Here is an 18642-nt window from a genome sequence, read left to right as displayed (position 1 = left end):
TTTTCTCTACTCCCCTTTAGTAGCTAAGTGCATTATTTTTTCCTGTGTAGCTTCTTCTCTTGAAAGTTCCCCAGTTAATCTTCCTTCGCTCATGACAAGGATTCGATCACTTACACCTAATACTTCTGGCAACTCAGATGAAATCATAAGTACGGCTAAACCTTCATCCGCAAGCTTTGAGACTATTTTGTGTATTTCAGTTTTTGCCCCAATATCAACGCCCCGAGTTGGTTCATCTAGAAGTAAAACCTTCGGTGAAATGGACAACCATTTAGCGATGACTACTTTTTGTTGATTACCACCGCTTAGGTTCGAGACCTGCTGCTCAGGTGAAGCAATTTTAATATTTAAGTCTTTTATAAATTGATCGGCACTACCATTAACCTGCTTCCAACTAACAATTCCTGACTTACAATGCTTTTTCAATTCTGCCATTAAAATATTCTCTTTTACTGACATAGATAAAAATAAACCTTGTTCTTTTCGGCTTTCAGGAACATGGGCAATTCCATTTGCAATTGCATCTATTGGCGATTTTATGTTTACAGACTTACCATTTACGTATATTTCTCCACTTTTCAACTCCGATACACCAAATAGAGCCCTGACTAGCTCAGTTCTACCGGCACCTACAAGTCCTGCTAAGCCAACAATTTCACCAGGGTAAATTTTGAACGAAACATCTTTTACAAGGGTATTATCCGAAACATTTTTCAGCTCTAGAACAGGTGTCGTTCTAGATGAAATTGTTGTCTCAGATGCTTTCGTTCGATTAAATAAATCTTTTAAATCACGACCTACCATTAGCTTTACGAGGTGCTTGGGATTTGTCTCTTCAATTGGGCCACTTGTAATCCACTCACCATCACGTAGTACAGTGAATCGATTAGAAATCTTAAAAATTTCGTCCATCCTATGGGAAATATAAACGATCGCAACTCCTTGTTTTTTTAAATCGTCAATAATTTGAAACAACTTAGTAATCTCTTTATCTGTTAACGAGGCAGTAGGTTCATCCATGATAAGAACCTGCGCCTTAAATGATAATGCTCGTGCAATCTCTATCATTTGTTGTTGTGCGACACTCAAGGTTGAAACTAATTGACGGGGATTTAGACTGGATCCCATTGAATCTAACACCTTTTGTGCACGTTCGTGTACTTCGTCCCATTTGATCATTTTCAGTCGATTTCTCGGAAAAATTGAACCCATTAAAATATTTTCACTAATGGTCAAATTAGCAGAAAGATTTAACTCCTGATGTATAACACTAATTCCTTTGTTCCTTGCATCAACAGGATCCTTCCATGATATAGGTTGACCTTTTAAGTAGATGGTCCCTCCATCAGAATCAGGAGAATGAATCCCTGCAAGAATTTTCATAAAAGTTGATTTCCCGGCACCGTTCTCTCCCATTAATGCGTGTACTTCACCTGGATAAAGTTCGATCCTCACATTGTTTAATACCTTTACACCTGAGAACGTTTTACTGATCCCTTCCATATTCAGTACTGGCAGTTTGTTTTCGTGTGGTTTTTTTATTACCAATTCTCTAACAGCCATCCTTTTAATCCCACCCCGTATTTATGATGTCTCACTTTATTTAAAAGAGGCTGAGTAAGGGATCAACCCTATTCAGCCTCTTTATTCAAGGAAGGCTTACCAACCTTTGTAAGAATCTAATGTATCTTGAGTTACAAGCTCTACAGGTACTTTGATAAGCTCTTCAACTTCTTCAGCGTTTTTGACCTTCATTCCAATTTCAACTGCCTTTTTCACCATTTCGCTAGGAGATTGAGCCGAAGTTGCCATAATTGAGCTTCCTTCTTTCGCCATTGCTTCTGTAGCTTCAGGAGCACCATCTACACCCACAATGAAAAACTCATCTTTACGATTCGCTTGTTCTTGAGCAATTTCAACTCCAATTGCTTCAGGGTCATTGATTGCAAATACTGCATCAATCGATCCAGCTGGATTTGCTTGTAATATACTTTCCATAACTGATAATGCCTTTTCACGGTTTCCTTCACCATTTTGCTTCGCAACTACTTTAATACCAGAATCTTTAATTACATCCTCAAATCCTTGAATACGATCTGTAACGGCTGAAACTGGAGGTCCATCGATAATGACAATGTTTCCTTTTCCATTTAATTGTTCAACCACGTATTCACCAGCAAGTTGACCTGCTTGATAGTTATCTGACGTTACCGTTGAATCAACACCACCCTCAGCATTCGTATCGACAGCAATTACTGGAATACCTGCCTCCTTTGCCTGTTGAACAGCTGCGGCAATGCCCTTCGTATCAACCGCATTTAATAAGATTACATCTACCTTTTTAGTAATAAAGTTTTCAATTTGGGCAGTTTGTTTTGCAAGATCGTATTCAGCACTTTCTACGAGAACCTCTGCACCTAATTCTTTCCCTGCTTCTTCAGCACCTTTTCCCATTGAAACGAAGAATGGATTTGCTAAAGTACCTAAAGATAATCCGATTGTTAACTTGTCGTCGCTGTTATCCTTCCCAGTACTATCATTTGAAGATTCACTTGCACTACTACATGCGGACATTAAAGCCATTACAGCAATTAAAGCTAGTACTACTAATGTTTTTACATTCTTTTTCATTGGTGGGCCCCCTAGAATTTAATCATTTAAAGTAAAATTTTTTAAAGAACTACATCTTTTGATGATCTCCATTGGTAACGCTTACATTTTATAACTACAACACCCCCTTAAAAATCTTTCAAATATAATGTGGTTTCTAGATTGGATCGTTTTCTTTGCTAACGCTTTTAATATTAGTTGTATGGATAGTGTTTTTGGCTTTTTCTGACTGACTTTTACATTTATCTTGCTTGATAATGACTATCTTTGATTGATTATGATTATATTACGCTCATTTACAATTGTCAACATATTGAGAAAATTCAGGAAATTATATCTATATTAGAAAATTCTACCTTTTTCAACTAGCTTTCTATATGTGTTGAATGAGGAAATTATTAGGGAGTAACCGGAAATTCTATCGTCAATACACTCCTTCCAAATCTCAAATAACGGTTTACTAAAATATTAATTTTTGAGAAACTTAATTTTAAAGAGAAAAAAATATTGAGAATTTTCATCATGAACGAAAAGAACACAAGCGCAAGTGCCTTGTTCAGCCCCGACAAGCATAAGACGATTCTAAATAGAAGGCGTTCTTTGCCTTCAATTTAGAATTGACTTATGACCTCGAGGGGCTAGGCGCTGGAGCTGGATGCAGAAATGTTATCCACAGTTTGAAAATTTTATAATTTCCTGGTAAACGAATAAAAAGAGCTTTACCCATTTTGTCTGTTCACTAGACATCTGAGACAGCTCCAATTGGAAATACTTATCACTTTTACCGTTTTATTAATTCCTTATCTAGAAAGTTGTTTTGCGGGACTATATATGTAGTTTCTTAGCAAAATACATACCGAACTCAATATCAACGATAGTAATCCCCCTAATACGACGTATTGTGTACCTATTCCTGATATAAATAATCCACCTACAGCTGTACCAATTGTTGTTCCTAAGTTAGTGGATGTTAAAAATAATCCATTAGCGAAATCAGGAGCTTCGGGAGCTGCAGACGTAATCCAATATTGAGCAATATTAGTTCCTATACCAGCTAATATTCCCCAAACCAAAATAATGAAAGCCATAGGGACAGTGAACTGTCCCAATGAGAATAGTACGATGTAAACTGCTCCTAATGCGAAAGGAAAAGACGCTGCAGATTTGACGGCATTTTTAGTAAGTAACTTCCCTGCCACAATGTTTCCAATAATATTTGCCGCACCGTATATTACTAACATTAAACTAATTGTTTTCCAAGACATATTAGTAATGATTTCAAGATACTCAGCAAGGTAACTATAAACCCCAAATATGGCTGAATTTATAAAAATGACAGCGGCAATGGAAAGCCAAGTAATCGATTTTTTTAATACGATTAATTGGGCTCCGTAAGAAAGTCTTTCCGTTACAGGCATAGATGGTACAAATAGTAATGTAGCAATGAATACTATAGCATTAACGATAGCAAAGAATGACATCGCCATTTCTAATGAAGTTGAATTAGCAATAAAAGTAGTGACTGGTACACCAAGTACCATACCTGCAGATACACCCATGATTACTTTAGAAACAGCTTTTGGAGCTTCTTCCTTGCTAACTGAGGTAGCAGCTAATGTAAAAGCCATTGAACAATAAATTGGATGAAAAAAAGCTGGAATTACACGAGCAATTAATGCAATGGTAAAGTTAGATGCAAATATGGAGACAATGTTACCCAGAACGAAAACACCGAGTACAAGTAACATTGCCGTCTTGCGATTTATACCCGAAAACAATAACGGCATAGTTGGACCAGATATTGCAACAGCAAGTGCAAAGAGACTCACAAACCACCCTGCTTTAGATACACTGACCTGAAAGTGATCAGCAATTAAAGGTAATATCCCAATAACTCCCATTTCAGTATTTATGATGCCGAAAACTCCTATGGTCAATATAAGAATAATCAAATTATTTCGTTTAGCCATAAAAATCCATCTCCAACCATCATTAATGGTAAATCTTAAATCTTATGTTTCATTTATCCCACAGCTGTATTTGCATCGTCATAGATGAGAATAGCACTGAATTTAATCAATTTTTTCAATTGTAACTGTAAAATCGTCCTCAATACTTGCAAGCTTCTCTATTCCAGATTCAATGGTACCTAATTTAATAAGTCCATTTGATTTACCAATATCAGATTTTTTGAACTGCTCTTCGTTCCTGCCCCTGAATAAATTTCAAAGCATAATGTGTCCCACAAATATAGATTCCCGTGATAGATAGATGGTCAATTAAAAATCTTATAATGGAATCATCATTGAACCAATTACCAAATGGGTTATAAATGATTAGTTTAGAACCTATCTCTCTCTCGAAGGAAGAATGCACCCCATAGGCAACAATTAATAACGCCAAAATACGCAACGTAATGGTGCGAATACGGCTAGTACCGGTGATTCCCGTCATCCTCCGTACTGAATTGATAATCATTCCCCATGATAATCCTATATGTACTGCCATGATGATAAATCCCCAATAAGCAGTCTGAACATGTATTTGCCGTAGCGTCATGTCGTTATTTATAGGAATAAAGGGAAATAAATTACTGGAAATCAACACAGCACTTGTCATCATCAAAACCATAGTTACAAGAAATAGTAGGTTGATTCCTATTTGTAGAATGCGTCGTACATTTTGTTTTCCCTTTAAAATCGCTTTATACCAACGTCGATTTAAAAAGTTATGGACGATAAATAATACAAGCACCACAACTCCAACGACTTCATGGATCATATTTCCGGTAATATAGTAAGCCATTGCTATCAACATGAGAACTGTCATAACAAGGTCATTTACTAGCCTGAATACCACCTTTCGATTCAAAGCAAGCACCTCTTTCTATTGAACATTTATCACTGGATTGTGTTTCCATGTGGATATGCAAATATCTCTTAATGGCAACACATCCATTAGCTTTTATATTGCTGTAAATACATCCTCAAAAGAACTTCCTGAATTTTTTTCGCTTTTTCCTCATCATCTATTAAATTACTTTCTTCTTTATTTACATCCTTAGAATCACTCATATGAGCAGATATCTCATTTACCTTCCAACCCTCTGTAGGGATAGCTACTGTTTGGGTTTCTGTACTGCTGTTCTTTGATTGTGAAACCTCTCCTAAATCAAACTCTTTCATTTGACCTAACGAATTCATATAGTCATCTCTTAACTGATTGGCGTGACAGGAAAAGCAACGGCCAATACTATCTGGCCTCACTTCTTTGTCAGGAGTAAATGCTTGGTATTCCCATTCCCCATTACGTTCTTCCGGCGAATATTGAGAACCCCAGTCGGTACGCTTTTCCATCACTAAATATTGGTCAAGCTCTCCATCCTTATATCCCACAAGAGTAATAACGGTGCCGCTCGGAAGCTCCTCCCCGCTCTGCACTGCTTCAATCCCTTCTTTACTATTTACATAGATGTCTTCATGAATATCTCCTCGATCGTAAGTGGCAAACACGATCCCCTTTTCAAGGTCTTCAGGGAATTTAACAAGGTTAGCCCCAGATCCAATCTCAGCATATTCCCCAGACTTAGCCCCAGAGGAATTCTCTTCTTGTTGAGAAATGTCCTTTGTACCAGTATCGTTGTTGTTGCAAGCTGTAAGGGTGACGGCTAGCAGGAATGCAAATGAATAAATTAATCGATTTTTCATACCGTTTTCTCCTCCAAGTTTCGTTTTATTGTCTCGTAAATTCATCGTGACTTGGCTTCTATCTGACTAATAATCTAAGTTGAATATCGTTGTCTTTAGATGGTAAGGGAATTACTTTCATACTGACTTCTTCTCTATTCGTTATATCCGCCAAGCATAAAAAACTCCAGCATATGGTAATGATTAACAACACCCTTCAAATCTACATAGCGTATGGAATTCTATTAGACAAAAAAATGTGAATCCCGACAAGATATGCAGGATTCACACAGTGGTTTCACTCTAAGTACCATTGGCACGCAAAGCATTCTACGATCTTCAACACAAGCCTTATTTTTTCTTCAGGTTTTCTTTGAAGAAGGACTCGAGCTTGTCAAAGGGGATTAAATTCACCCGGTCGTACAGATCCACATGACCTGCTCCTGGAACAATGTAGAGTTCCTTCTGTTCGCCTGCTAGCTTGTATGCGTCTTCGCTGAACTCTCTGGAATGAGCGTTTTCACCCGCGATGAAAAGCATTGGACGAGGAGAAATCGTCTCTATGTCTTCGAACGGGTAAAAATTCATGAATTTGACGTTGCTGGTAAGCGTCGGGTGCGTTGTAAGTTCTGTCGACGAACCTTTAGGCGTGTATTCACCTCTTGGAGTGCGGTAGAAGTCATAAAACTCACGCTCAATGGCGGTTGAGTTTTCATTTAGTTCATGCACTGTCCCGCTGGTGTATTTGGTTTCACCGCCCGTGAACTCTACATAGCGTTGCTCGGCTGCCTCTTCGAGAATCTTCTTTCTCTGCTCGAGAGTCTGCGAGTGTTTAAGCCCGTTACGGTTAGCGGCACCCATGTCGTACATACTGACTGTCGCAACGGCTTTCATGCGCGGGTCGATCTTGGCTGCGCTGATGGCAAAGCTTCCGCTGCCACAAATCCCGAGAACACCAATCCGATCCCTGTCAACAAACGGCCGGGTGCCTAGGAAATCCACCGCAGCACTGAAATCCTCGGCATAGATATCCGGCGAAACAGCGTTGCGAGGCTGACCCTCACTCTCTCCCCAGAAAGACAAATCCAAGGACAAAGTAACGAATCCCTTTTCAGCCATTTTAGTGGCATACAGATTCGCACTTTGTTCTTTTACTGCGCCCATAGGATGCCCGACAATGATCGCGGGATTTTTGGTGTTCTTCTTCAAACCTTTAGGAATAAAAAGATTCCCTACAACATTCATGTTGTATTGGTTTTTGAACTCAACCTTCTTCATGGTTACCTTGTTGCTCTTGTAAAAGTTGTCTGCTCCATTGGACATGTCCGGCGTGTATGCAGCGCCAACGCCGGTCGTGGATGCAACGATGGTCGCGGATAAAAGCAAGCACAGTGCTATCACTGTGAGTACACGCGTGATAATAGATTTTTTTTTCATTTTTAAAATAACACCCTTTCTTATTTTTGTTTTGAAAATAATTCTTTTGTGACTATCATGGTGTACATTGACTTCGTTCAAAAAAGAAAAGCATCATTGATTGATTAATCAACATCTGTTTATAATTATTAAATAGAAATACGATGCTCTCAATGGTTAAATGAACGTAATTCGTTGATTACTCAACAAATCAATAAAAATTGTTGATTATCTTTAGGAAAGTCTGGTGACCAAACAATGCCGAAAATAGATAGAAGAATAACCAAAAGCCAAGAAGCCATTAAAAAGGCTCTTATCGAACTGATGTCTGAAAAAAGTTTTGATAACATTACCATTCAGGATATTTCTGACAGGGCAAATGTTAACCGAGGAACCATCTATCTTCATTACTTAGATAAATTTGATTTATTAGATAAGATCATGGAAGAACATATAAATAACATGAGTAATTTTTGCGAGACAGCAACTGAAATGGATTTTATAGAATCCACTGTACACTGTATGGAATACTTTGAGAGTAACTATTTATTCTTTTCGACGATGTTAGCAAGTGAAGGAGCCCTATATTTTCGTAGTCGATTCCTTCAGTTTAATATCGTAGAGTTCAAGAACGATGTGGACATAACAAAAGGAAAAAATTATGGTCAAAATGAGGATGTAATTGTTCAATTTGTTGCAAATGCTTACGTAGGGGTAGTGGAATGGTGGTTAAAGAATGGAATGCCTTATCCACCTCGTGTCATGGCAGAAAAAGTAGGGGATTTGTTAGAGAGGATTGTATAGTTATCTCCTATGAAAAACCTACCTCCATTTAGTGACGAAGAAAGTTGATAATTCATGGGGAGATGCTTTAACTAGTAACATTGTCTTTCACAATCTGTATTTTTATCAATGAAAATATGTCTAGTTAAAGCATCTTCCAGACGGTTTTGCTCGTTAGCTGGTTATTCATACACTTTGTTCATTTAAACGTAGTTCTCTCTCAATCGGTTTACATCTACTCTAGGTGAAAAACCAAACATTAAAGGCTTTAGAAATAGTACTCAAATTCAAATCTAAATAATCGGCAAAAGGGTACTTTGTTTCTTTGCCAAATGGAGACGAAATTTCCTTAGATAAATTGTCTTCAGGAAAGCAACATGAAATTGTATTAATGTATGATACTTTATTTAGGACTACTACCGGTGCTTTTGTACTTGTAGATGAACCAGAACTCTCTTTACATATCACATGGCAACAAAGATACTTAGAGGATGTCCTTGAAATTGCAAAGCTCACTGGTTTGAAGATGTTGATAGCAACCCATTCACCAGACATTATATCTACTAGATGGGATTTGACAGTTTCTTTAGGGGAGGAGTCATAATGCGTAATCATATACCTCCTTTTAGGCATATAAACTCCATGTGTATGTCATATTTACCCTTAATTGATAATCTCCTGAATAGTGGGAAGATTATAGGCTGTATTTTATGGGCTTCTTTAAAATATGGAGCTGATTTGAACAACCCGTAAGGATATTAAGGAGAGGGCATTCACGGTTCTTGTTTAACATGAAAAATTTTCTTATTCAGTCTAGGGATATACATAATTAGAAAACCAGATCTAACCATACTAAAGATGATGAAGGCGAGCCATAAGCCATGATTGTCCCAGATGGGGGTTGCAGTGACTTGCACAATAATATACGCCATCAACGCGTAAATCATAGAGTTTCGAACCGGTACAATTTCAGTCGCTCCCGTAAAGACACCGTAAATGACGAGTCCGAAACAAGCTGCAAATGGGAAAATAATTAGCCAATCTCCATATGTATTCGATAGCTCAATTACTCTCGGTAATTTCGTGAAGATTCCAATAATCTGTTCTTGAAATAGTCCATAGACGCAAGCAATAAAGAAAGCGGATAGAATTGACCATTGCCACGACAATGTGAGCGTTTTTTTATATAATTTTTCGTTATTTGATCCAATCGCTTTACCTACGAAAATGCTAGATGCATTCGCAAACCCATCAAAGAAATAAGCCATAATATAATGAATTTGAATCAATACAGCATTGGCAGCCAATAGTTCTGTACCAAAAGAAGCACCTTTTGCTGTAAACAAGTTAAAAACGGCTAATAAACAAATCGTTCGAATAAACAAATCCCGGTTAACGATAAACGTCTTTTTCATAGAATGTGAATCTATAAGAGTTCCCACAGCTGGCATTTTCCATTGAATCGGTGATGACTTCATTAAAATGAGTAAGCCAATTAAGAAGGCTATGATTTCTGCGATTAAAGTGGCCATAGCGACCCCTTTTACGGCCCAAGAAAAGACATGAACAAACAAAATGGCAAGAACCATATTTAGGACATTCATGAACACTTGTAAAAATAAAGATACTTTAATCTTTGACATGCCCATCAACCAACCAAGAATGACATAATTCATCAAAGTGAAGGGAGCTCCCCAAATTCGAATTCGAAAATATTCCGCTGCAAATTTGCTAACATCGGAATCAGGGTCAATTAGTGTCAAAGCGGCATATTCAATCGGCCATTGTAAGAGGATAAAACAAAGACCTACAATGACAGCTAATAAAAAAGGGCGAAACAAAGCGAGTGTTCCTTGAGCATGATCGTTTGCCCCATTAGCTTGAGCGGCAAACGCAGACGTGCTAACTCGTAAAAAACCGAATAACCAAAACAAAGTATTAAAAATAATGCTACCTACTGCAACTCCTCCAATATACGCCGGATCTGGAAGCTGACCAACAACTGCTGTATCAACAGCCCCTAATAAAGGGGTTGTCATCGTTGAAATCGTTAAGGGGATGGCTAAGGCAAGGTATGCTCTATGGTTCATCGGATTTTCCTCCAATATGTTCTTCAGAAAAAATATAAACAAGAGCCTCGATTTTTAATCTGAAATCGAGGCCTTCTTATCAATTAATATATAATTCTAATCTAGGTCTTACTAATCCTAGTTGGAAGAGAACGAAAACCTGGATGCTCGGCAAGGATAGAGCCTCTCATCTGTTTAACGACAGGATTTTCTGACGAAAAAAACTGATTTTTTGAATTGTAATGCTCAATTAATTCTCCGTTTTCTAGTACACCCAAAGTATCAGAGATTGAATAGGCGGCTTTAATATCATGTGTAATAAAAAGATAAGATAAGCCGAAGTCTTCTTTTAACTCGCTTAATAATTCTAAAATTAGTGTTTGATTAACCATATCTAGACTACTGACGGATTCGTCTAAGACGATTAGCTTTGGTTTAAGAGAGATTGCTCTAGCAATATTAATTCTTTGCAATTGTCCGCCGCTAAATTGGTGCGGGTATTTTTTTAAATCCTTTTTACTTAGGCCGACTCTTTCCAATAATTCAATAACGGTTCTTTTTTGTTCGGCTACGGTTAGTTTTTCATAGTTTTCTAATGGCTCGCCTATAATACGCTCGGCTGTCATTCGTGGATTGACAGATGAATACGAATCCTGAAAGACGACTTGTAGATTACGGCGTATCTTTTGCCGAGTAAGCTTATCGGCAGTATAGATATCATGCCCTTGAAACAGAACCTGTCCTTGCTGTGGACGTTCTAAGCCAAGAACCACTTTTCCTAAGGTGCTTTTTCCGGCTCCACTTGTGCCAAGTAGTCCTAAACATGTTCCTTCGTCAATAGAGAGGGAAATGTCAGTGAGTACTTTTTTAGAACGGTCTTTCCATTTAAATAACGTATGAGAATTATAGCTATGAGTTACTGCTTTTACTTGTAATAAACTCATTTGTTCCCCCCTCAAAAGAATGGCACTCTATCTATCACAACATATTGGTGATAGGTTCTTCAGGATGTAAGATTGGGCGTGCATTTAGCAGTTTCTTTGTATACTCATGCTGCGGATTATCAAATAGTTCAAACACATTTGCAGTTTCTACAATTCTGCCATGCTGCATAACGACTACATCATCTGCCATTTCAGAAATGACTCCAAGATCGTGAGAAATGAGTAAAATGGATGTTCCATATTCAGAACGAATTTTATCTAAGTGGCGAAGTACTTGTAATTGGTTATGAACGTCGAGTGCAGTTGTCGGCTCATCAGCAATAATAACGGACGGATGTAAACATGCGGCCATCGCAATCATCACGCGTTGAAGCATACCTCCACTCAATTGAAAAGGATAGCTTTTCAATAGTTTCGCGGGATTTGGTAGGTTTACATTTTGCATCGCATCGATGGCAAGTTCTTTTGCTTGTTTTTTATTCAATGAGGTATGTGACCTAATCGTTTCGACAAATTGATTGCCAATTGTAAAAACAGGCGTAAATGCATTCATCGGATTTTGCATAATAAAGGCGATGTCCTTACCCCGAATCTCACGCATTTCTTTATCGTCTAAACCATTCAATTCACGTCCTTGTATGGTAATGCTGCCTTCAATTGTCGTTGTTTTCCGGTCAAGAAGCTGTAAAATGGACATACTTGTAATGGTTTTACCACTACCACTTTCCCCAACGAGACCCAGTACCTTCCCTTGTTTAAGTTCAAAATTAATGTCCTGAACGAGGGTGGAAACACCATCTTTTGTTTTTACTTGTACATGTAGATCGCTCACTTTTAATACATACGACTGTTCTGTTCTCAATCTTCTCATTCCTTTTTATTAACGACGTTTGACTCCAAAACGTTCTGATAGAGCTTCGCCTAATAAATTAAAGGTGACGACAACGAGCATAATCATCAAACCTGGATATACCATTAATTCTGGATTCGTCCGAATATACGATTTTCCTTCATGAATCATCGCTCCCCATTCTGGTGTAGGGGGTTGCACACCTAAACCTAGAAACGACATGGCTGATATATCCATGATGGCCCAACCCATTTCTAATGTACCCATAACTGCTAGAGGTGGGAGGACATTGGGAACAATATGTTTCTTTATTATCTTCCATTGAGAAGAACCGCTTATTTTAGCTGCAGCAATATAGTTTTGTTCTTTCAGACTTAGCACCATTCCTCGGAAAATTCTCGCGTAATACACCCATTGCACGAGGATCAATGCTATTATGACTTGTTTAAGGCCAGGTCCCAATATACCAACAAGTCCAAGAATGAGCAAAAGATTTGGGAATGCCATAACACCATCACATAGTCTCATTAGCACCTGGTCCACCCAACCACCTTTATAACCAGCAATGGTTCCAACAATCAAACCAATCCCTAAAGATGAAATGAAGATTAATGTGGCAAAGCCTAACGAAATGCGAGCTCCATATAAGATGCGTGATAACGTACATCTTCCTAAATGATCGGTTCCTAATGGATAATCAAAGGAAGGGGGCAGTAGTTTATTAGCTAAATTGACAGCAATAGGATCATTAGGTGCAATCCAAGGAGCAAAGATGGTGATGAAAAATAGGATGCTCAATATTATGGAACAAAGGACAATTACTTTTTGACTTTTCAACATAATACGAATCTTTACGATCATTGACGTTGCCCTCCTTTTCTGGAGATGCGTGGATCGATATACATTTGAATAAGGTCAACAATCAAATTACTTATTATAAATAAGCCCGCTGCTAAAAGCACATAGCATTGAATGACTGGAACATCCCGATTAAAAATAGCTTCAATAAAATAACGGCCAAACCCTGGCCATGAAAAGACCGCTTCGACGATAATGGTACCAGTCAATAGTTTTCCTAGATTCATCCCAAGACCAGTAATCATGGGAGAAATGGCAATTCTCAATACATGTTTTCCCATAATGACTTTTTCATGAATCCCTCTTGTACGTGCAAAAAGAACATAAGGTTCCTGTAAATTTTCAAGAACGCTAGCACGTAATAGTCGAGTATACAAAGCTATTAATGGCAAAGCCAAAGTAACGGAAGGGAGAACTAGATGTTGCCAAGTCCCGATTCCTTCTACCGGAAATAGGTCGAGTTTAACAGAAAGGAAAAAAATCAATAAATAACCAAGCCAAAAAGAGGGAATGGATGCCCCGAAAAAAGAGAGAAGTCGACTAAAATGGTCGATTCCACTGTTTTTCTTTATGCCTGCCAAAAAACCAAGTGGGACACTGACCAGGACCGCTAATATGATGCTACCTATAGTTAACTGAATGGTAGCTGGCATTCGATATGTAACCTCGTCCCAAACAGGTTTGTTCGAAACATAAGATATGCCAAAATCAAATTGGCATATCTTAATAATAGAGTTTACATATTGAACAAGGAGAGGTTGATCTAAGCCAAACTCATGTCTTTTCTGAGCCAACATCTCATCTGTCGGTTGGATTTGTGCGGCGGATAAATATGCCTCAGCTGGGTCCACCGGTGAAAGGTTAATCATCCCAAACGTTAGAAGAGTGGCCAAAAGAAAGATGGGAATAATGGCCATAATTCGTTTCAAGATATAAGTGCCCATGAAAACCCTCCTGTTGCTTACTACTCGATGCTAATTCCTGTGAATGGATATTCGTCCCGGTTAGCAGGGAAAGTAAAATTAGATACATCTTTTTGATAAACAGCTATTTTCTTAATATAAGAAATAGGTACAATTGCTCCTTGGTCTTGTAGTGATCCTAAAATAGAAGAGTAAAGTTCTTGACGTTCTTTTTCATCTGTTGTTCGAGGAACCTCAGCAATTTGTTTTAACAACTGTTCTCTATTCGGATAAGATGAAATGGCTTCGCTAAATCCGAATCCTTCTGAACCAACGATGTTTACGAAAGTATGTGGATCATAAGGTGCGCCATAGTTACTAAAGAAATTTAAATCAAATTCATTTCCTTTAAATCTTTGAATTTGAACCGTAAGCTCTACTCCAACGATATTTAATTTAACACCTAGTGCCGCCCACTCAGATTGTAATGTTTCGGCCATTGTTTTTTGAATCGATTCTGCAGAGTCATACATTAACTCGATTTCAAGTGGTTTTCCGTCTTTTTCACGAATGATTTTTCCTTTTGGTAGCTTCCATCCTGCTTCATCTAATAAAGCTTTTGCTTTTTCAACATTATAATCAATTGGAGTTACATCAATATCTGCAGTGTAAGCGAAGTTTGTTGGTAATATATGATCTGCCTTTTCTTCCAACCCAGAAGTCACTCCGTCAACCATTGCTTGTTTATTAAATCCATATTGTAACGCTTGACGAACACGTAAATCCGAGAGCTGTTCTTTCTTCGTATTCATAACCAATTGTCTTGTTGCAACTGGTTCAGAAATACTAGTCTCATAGGAACCTGTTGAGTCTAATTGTTTGAAAGCATCTAAACTGATAACACCTTCACCATAAATAAGGTCTAGGTCACCTTTTTCAAAAGCAAGAACTCGCGTTTCAGCATCAGGAATGATTTTGATTTTGATTTTCTCTACTTTAGGGAGTTCACCCCAATAATTTTCATTACGTTTGAATATAGCATATTCATCTGCTTTATATTCTTCCAAAACCCATGGACCTGTACCGACTGGTTTTGTAACACCTTTTGAAGTGTCACCATCTTTAGGAAATCCAGCATCACCTAAGAAACGGACTGGACGAACGACAGCTAACTCCTGAATAGTAGGGTAATATGGTTCCTTTAATGTTAGTTTAAACGTGTATTCGTCGATTACTTCAGTTTGATCCACTTTCGGAATAAAGCCTAACCAACTATGTAAATCAACATTTTTCAATATAGCATCAAAATTCTTTTTCACAATCTCAGCATTAAAGCTTGTACCGTCAGAAAATTTCACATCTTGACGTAGGTTGAACATATATTCTTTCCCATCCTTAGAAATCTCCCAAGATTCAGCTAAATGTGGTTTCAGCTCTCCACCATCTTGGTAGCTAACTAAAGGTTCATATACCATTGATTGAGCAACTAATTGAGAAGGGTTATAAACATGTGGATTCATTTCGCCAATATCCCTAGGCCAAGCAAAAGTAAGCATGTTTTTACTGTCTTTGTTTGAAGCTGAATCTTCTTTTGATTCATTTGTACATCCAAGTAAAAGCATTGATAAAATTAAAACAATTGCATATATAAATAACACTTTTTTGCTGATTCGTCGTTTCGACATAAAATTGGTGCCTCCTGTATGAAATTGAAAATCATTTTCAATTGTAAAGAGTAAACATGTGATTGTCAATATAATGTCGAATAATTCCAAAAGATATATTATGTATAAGAAAATATGTTTCTAACAAATCATATTTGCACCAGAACCAAAGCATCTGCTCACCGACAGATGCTACTTTTTGACGAGTTTCTTCTATTATATAAAACTACTTTGAAAGTCTCTTTCGTATTTTTTAACGCCTATTTCCGCCATGGCTTTAACGGCTGTAATTTCTCCTTCTTTCCAACGATCATACACTTCTTTAAACTCTTCTGTAGCCAGAACTTTCGGTCGGCCAAAAGCTACGCCATTTTGCAATGCCACATTAATCCCTCTTATTGACGTTTCCGAATCCTGTCTCGTTCCTCATCTGCCATCCAGGAAAGAATCTGTAAAACCAAGTCAGCAATAAATGTACCAAGACTATCTTTAAAATTGTGTTGTGTCTAGCAAAGGCATATCCATTACAACGATATCTGCGAATTTCTTTTTGGAATGTCATTCCATTCCTGAAGGATCTCTTCCTTGTTTCTATCAAAACGATCAAGGGAATGAATGTAAGCGTGAGTGGCTATCATGGTATTTGGCGAAGGAGGAGCCAATGCTTTTTTATTTTTCAATCTATTAAACTATCTTTTAATTGGAACATTTTCAGCGTAGTACGACGTTAGCGATTCTTCTTTTTTGAAGCTTTACTTAGTTTTCTTTTCTTCTTTTTAGCCTTCAGATGCTGTTTTTGTTCTTCTGTATGAACGTGGTTTTTTCTTCTCCGTCTAACAGGTTGTTCGTTCATTAATGAATCAGCTGATACGTATGAAGCAGATATATACATAAAACCTCTCCTTTCTTGGCGAAGTGTGCATTAAAACAACTAAAGCAAAGAGGATACTTCTTGAACATTCTATCGGTAAACATCAATTTCATTCCTTCACTATTTTTGTGTCAATTTTCGTTGTAAACATCCACTTGGCGTTAAATGTAATAAAAATTTCGAATTTCTGGATTCATTCTCTTACCCTCCAAGTGGTTTCCAAAATTTACATGTATAACGTTCATCAATAACATCAAACTATCATTAAGCAAGCTTGCAATAGTCTATTTCTTAAAAACTTAAGGAGATGATTTTATGGCTCGCAATAACAACAATAATCAATTAGTTGTTCCAGGTGCTCAAAAAGCTATTGAACAAATGAAATTTGAAATTGCATCTGAGTTTGGTGTAAACCTTGGTGCAGAAACAACATCAAGAGCTAACGGTTCAGTTGGTGGGGAAATCACTAAACGTCTAGTTTCAATGGCCCAACAATCAATGGGTCGTTTATAATTATCTTAAAGGAGTGGCTTTGCTGCTCCTTTTTGATCCGTAAAATATCAACTGACCTATCATTTTGTTTCGCTTAATAAGCGTGCTGTTCATTTATATCCAATTCAAGTTGTCCTTTTACTGGTTTTACATGATCTTGCCAAACTATCTGAGGATACGTTTTAAATTCAGTTGTCATAAAATAAGCTTGTTTTACTCCACAAACATTTCCTGAAAGCCATTTTGATAGACGACGCAATTTCATTCCAGCTTCCAGCCATTCTTTGTTTTATAATTTGTAATGGTATTTTCAAGTAATATATATTCTTCTTGTTCTTCAGGAGAGATTGCATACTCTTTTTTCATAATCACTTACTCCTTCACAAAATATTCGAAGTGCGAAACTTACTAATCAATTCTCTTTCCGTTAGGTTCTCCCAACAATCTATTCGCCTTTGCATATAAGAAGTATTGGTCATTGTGTGAAATACGCCTATTTTCATTGATACGTCTTGATTCAAGGAAAGCATTGTAGTAAGTTTTTACAAATTCCTCAAGTTCAGAAATTCTATCTTCTAATTCTTTTGTCATAAAATACCTCCTTCGCTTTTTAGGTCTTTGACGACATACGTTGCATTTTTCATTAGATCAATCTCTACTGTCATTTTTTCCACCAAGACCCCTCCTAATGGACATAATCTTTATATTTACCACATGTCCCCTGCGTGAAGGGTAAGGCGGATTAACTGTAAAAGGATGTGCTTCTCTACTCCTTTTAGTTATTTACCCTTCGTGTAGGAGACAAGTTATTGTTTGATTAACTCACTATCTTTTGTTTACTAAAGTTTTATTTTTGTTATAAAGAATATTTTTTGGATTATTACGCAACTTATAATCATGAAAACCAAACTAAAATACTCATTATTCATACTTGCTCTTATTCTTTGGTGGATACTACTTGGTATTTACATGTATTACGAGGGTGTCTTTAAATTACTAGATTACTGATCTATCATTTTGTTTCGTTAAATACTCGAAGTGCGATACTTACAAATCAATTCTCTTTCCGTTAGGTTCTCCCAACAATCTATTCGCCTTTGCATATAAGAAGTATCAGCCAGATATTTCTGGTTGACCATTTTTTATATCGATATATGCTAACGGTAGCCGGGGTAGAACGTAAGCACCCGTGGGGCTTAGATCCCGTCAACTTGTAGAAACATGATTGAGGCAAGTTGGGACAATGATCTCGTATAACAAGCGAAGCTATGAAACTACATGGAGGAATAGGGGTTACCGGTTAAAAGAGTTTCCGGAGGGGATAAATAATGAATCCAGTAATAGGTCTGGATGTGGCAAAAGGCAGAAGAAATCTTAGAAGCAGGCGAAGAAACAATCGGTAACAAAATAAAAGAGTTATGTAAAAGTCGTTCACAACAATGGGCAAACAGTCAAGCAGTAAAGTTGATGTCTGCCGCAGCTCAAAACCCGTTTCAG

At 37.4% G+C, this 18642-nt stretch carries 18 protein-coding genes and 1 pseudogene; 3 read left to right on the top strand and 16 right to left on the bottom strand.

All coding sequences use genetic code 11. From position 1 onward, the window contains the following. Positions 1-6: 6 nt before the first annotated feature. The 6 genes from ACFFIX_RS24440 to ACFFIX_RS24415 all read right to left on the bottom strand — a co-directional run bounded on the left by ACFFIX_RS24440 (position 7) and on the right by ACFFIX_RS24415 (position 7733). Positions 7-1563: a sugar ABC transporter ATP-binding protein gene (locus ACFFIX_RS24440; RefSeq protein ID WP_378938742.1), complete on the bottom strand. Its 1557-nt coding sequence runs from the start codon at positions 1561-1563 to the stop codon at positions 7-9. A 96-nt stretch (positions 1564-1659) separates the two neighbouring features. Continuing rightward, positions 1660-2631, bottom strand: a complete 972-nt coding sequence (locus ACFFIX_RS24435; protein ID WP_378938740.1) for an ABC transporter substrate-binding protein — start codon at positions 2629-2631, stop codon at positions 1660-1662. 779 nt (positions 2632-3410) lie between these two features. Beyond that, positions 3411-4580 (bottom strand): MFS transporter, encoded by a 1170-nt coding sequence (locus tag ACFFIX_RS24430; protein WP_378938738.1) that lies wholly within the window; start codon positions 4578-4580, stop codon positions 3411-3413. Between the two features lie 211 nt (positions 4581-4791). Beyond that, positions 4792-5481 (bottom strand): DUF4405 domain-containing protein, encoded by a 690-nt coding sequence (locus tag ACFFIX_RS24425; protein ID WP_378938736.1) that lies wholly within the window; start codon positions 5479-5481, stop codon positions 4792-4794. 86 nt (positions 5482-5567) lie between these two features. After that, positions 5568-6317 (bottom strand): cytochrome P460 family protein, encoded by a 750-nt coding sequence (locus tag ACFFIX_RS24420; RefSeq protein ID WP_378938734.1) that lies wholly within the window; start codon positions 6315-6317, stop codon positions 5568-5570. Positions 6318-6647: 330 nt separating this feature from the next. Continuing rightward, complete coding sequence (locus ACFFIX_RS24415; RefSeq protein WP_378938772.1) at positions 6648-7733, bottom strand: alpha/beta hydrolase; 1086 nt, start codon at positions 7731-7733, stop codon at positions 6648-6650. A gap of 237 nt (positions 7734-7970) precedes the next feature. Between ACFFIX_RS24415 and ACFFIX_RS24410 the strand changes: the two genes are divergently transcribed. Together ACFFIX_RS24410 and ACFFIX_RS24405 are read left to right on the top strand one after the other, a co-directional pair. Continuing rightward, positions 7971-8516 carry a TetR/AcrR family transcriptional regulator gene (locus tag ACFFIX_RS24410; RefSeq protein ID WP_378938732.1) on the top strand — a complete coding sequence of 182 codons (546 nt, stop codon included), beginning with the start codon at positions 7971-7973 and terminating at the stop codon, positions 8514-8516. Positions 8517-8820: 304 nt separating this feature from the next. Further along, positions 8821-9099, top strand: coding sequence for an AAA family ATPase (locus ACFFIX_RS24405; RefSeq protein ID WP_378938730.1), 279 nt, complete (start codon positions 8821-8823; stop codon positions 9097-9099). 169 nt (positions 9100-9268) lie between these two features. On the opposite strand, the gene ACFFIX_RS24400 is transcribed toward ACFFIX_RS24405, so the two are convergent. The 8 genes and pseudogenes from ACFFIX_RS24400 to ACFFIX_RS24365 form a co-directional block, all read right to left on the bottom strand. Further along, positions 9269-10585, bottom strand: a complete 1317-nt coding sequence (locus tag ACFFIX_RS24400) for an MATE family efflux transporter (protein ID WP_378938728.1) — start codon at positions 10583-10585, stop codon at positions 9269-9271. A gap of 101 nt (positions 10586-10686) precedes the next feature. Further along, a complete protein-coding gene (gene nikE / locus ACFFIX_RS24395; protein WP_378938726.1) occupies positions 10687-11508 on the bottom strand; it encodes a nickel import ATP-binding protein NikE in 822 nt (273 codons plus the stop codon). A 34-nt stretch (positions 11509-11542) separates the two neighbouring features. Further along, the gene (gene nikD, locus ACFFIX_RS24390) at positions 11543-12370 is read right to left on the bottom strand and encodes a nickel import ATP-binding protein NikD (protein ID WP_378938724.1); all 828 of its coding nucleotides are present in this window, start codon (positions 12368-12370) and stop codon (positions 11543-11545) included. 18 nt (positions 12371-12388) lie between these two features. Next, positions 12389-13219 (bottom strand): nickel ABC transporter permease subunit NikC, encoded by an 831-nt coding sequence (gene nikC, locus ACFFIX_RS24385; RefSeq protein WP_378938722.1) that lies wholly within the window; start codon positions 13217-13219, stop codon positions 12389-12391. After that, positions 13216-14160, bottom strand: a complete 945-nt coding sequence (gene nikB / locus ACFFIX_RS24380) for a nickel ABC transporter permease subunit NikB (protein WP_378938720.1) — start codon at positions 14158-14160, stop codon at positions 13216-13218. The genes nikC and nikB overlap by 4 nt, the downstream gene beginning before the upstream one ends. Before the next feature lie 20 nt (positions 14161-14180). After that, positions 14181-15803: a nickel ABC transporter substrate-binding protein gene (nikA, locus tag ACFFIX_RS24375; protein WP_378938718.1), complete on the bottom strand. Its 1623-nt coding sequence runs from the start codon at positions 15801-15803 to the stop codon at positions 14181-14183. A 195-nt stretch (positions 15804-15998) separates the two neighbouring features. Continuing rightward, positions 15999-16402, bottom strand: a pseudogene (locus tag ACFFIX_RS24370) (recombinase family protein); the annotation flags it as partial. Between the two features lie 107 nt (positions 16403-16509). Beyond that, positions 16510-16674 (bottom strand): hypothetical protein, encoded by a 165-nt coding sequence (locus ACFFIX_RS24365; RefSeq protein ID WP_378938717.1) that lies wholly within the window; start codon positions 16672-16674, stop codon positions 16510-16512. Between the two features lie 294 nt (positions 16675-16968). On the opposite strand from ACFFIX_RS24365, the gene ACFFIX_RS24360 reads away from it, so the two are divergent. Next, a complete protein-coding gene (locus ACFFIX_RS24360) occupies positions 16969-17166 on the top strand; it encodes an alpha/beta-type small acid-soluble spore protein (protein ID WP_378938714.1) in 198 nt (65 codons plus the stop codon). A 73-nt stretch (positions 17167-17239) separates the two neighbouring features. On the opposite strand, the gene ACFFIX_RS24355 is transcribed toward ACFFIX_RS24360, so the two are convergent. After that, positions 17240-17410: a hypothetical protein gene (locus tag ACFFIX_RS24355; protein WP_378938712.1), complete on the bottom strand. Its 171-nt coding sequence runs from the start codon at positions 17408-17410 to the stop codon at positions 17240-17242. Between the two features lie 143 nt (positions 17411-17553). Further along, complete coding sequence (locus ACFFIX_RS24350) at positions 17554-17736, bottom strand: hypothetical protein (RefSeq protein WP_378938710.1); 183 nt, start codon at positions 17734-17736, stop codon at positions 17554-17556. Positions 17737-18642 lie beyond the last annotated feature (906 nt).

It is taken from the genome of Metabacillus herbersteinensis, assembly GCF_042433335.1.
GTDB classification, from domain to species: Bacteria; Bacillota; Bacilli; order Bacillales; family Bacillaceae; genus Metabacillus; species Metabacillus herbersteinensis.
This window is presented reverse-complemented; position numbering and strand designations above follow the sequence as displayed.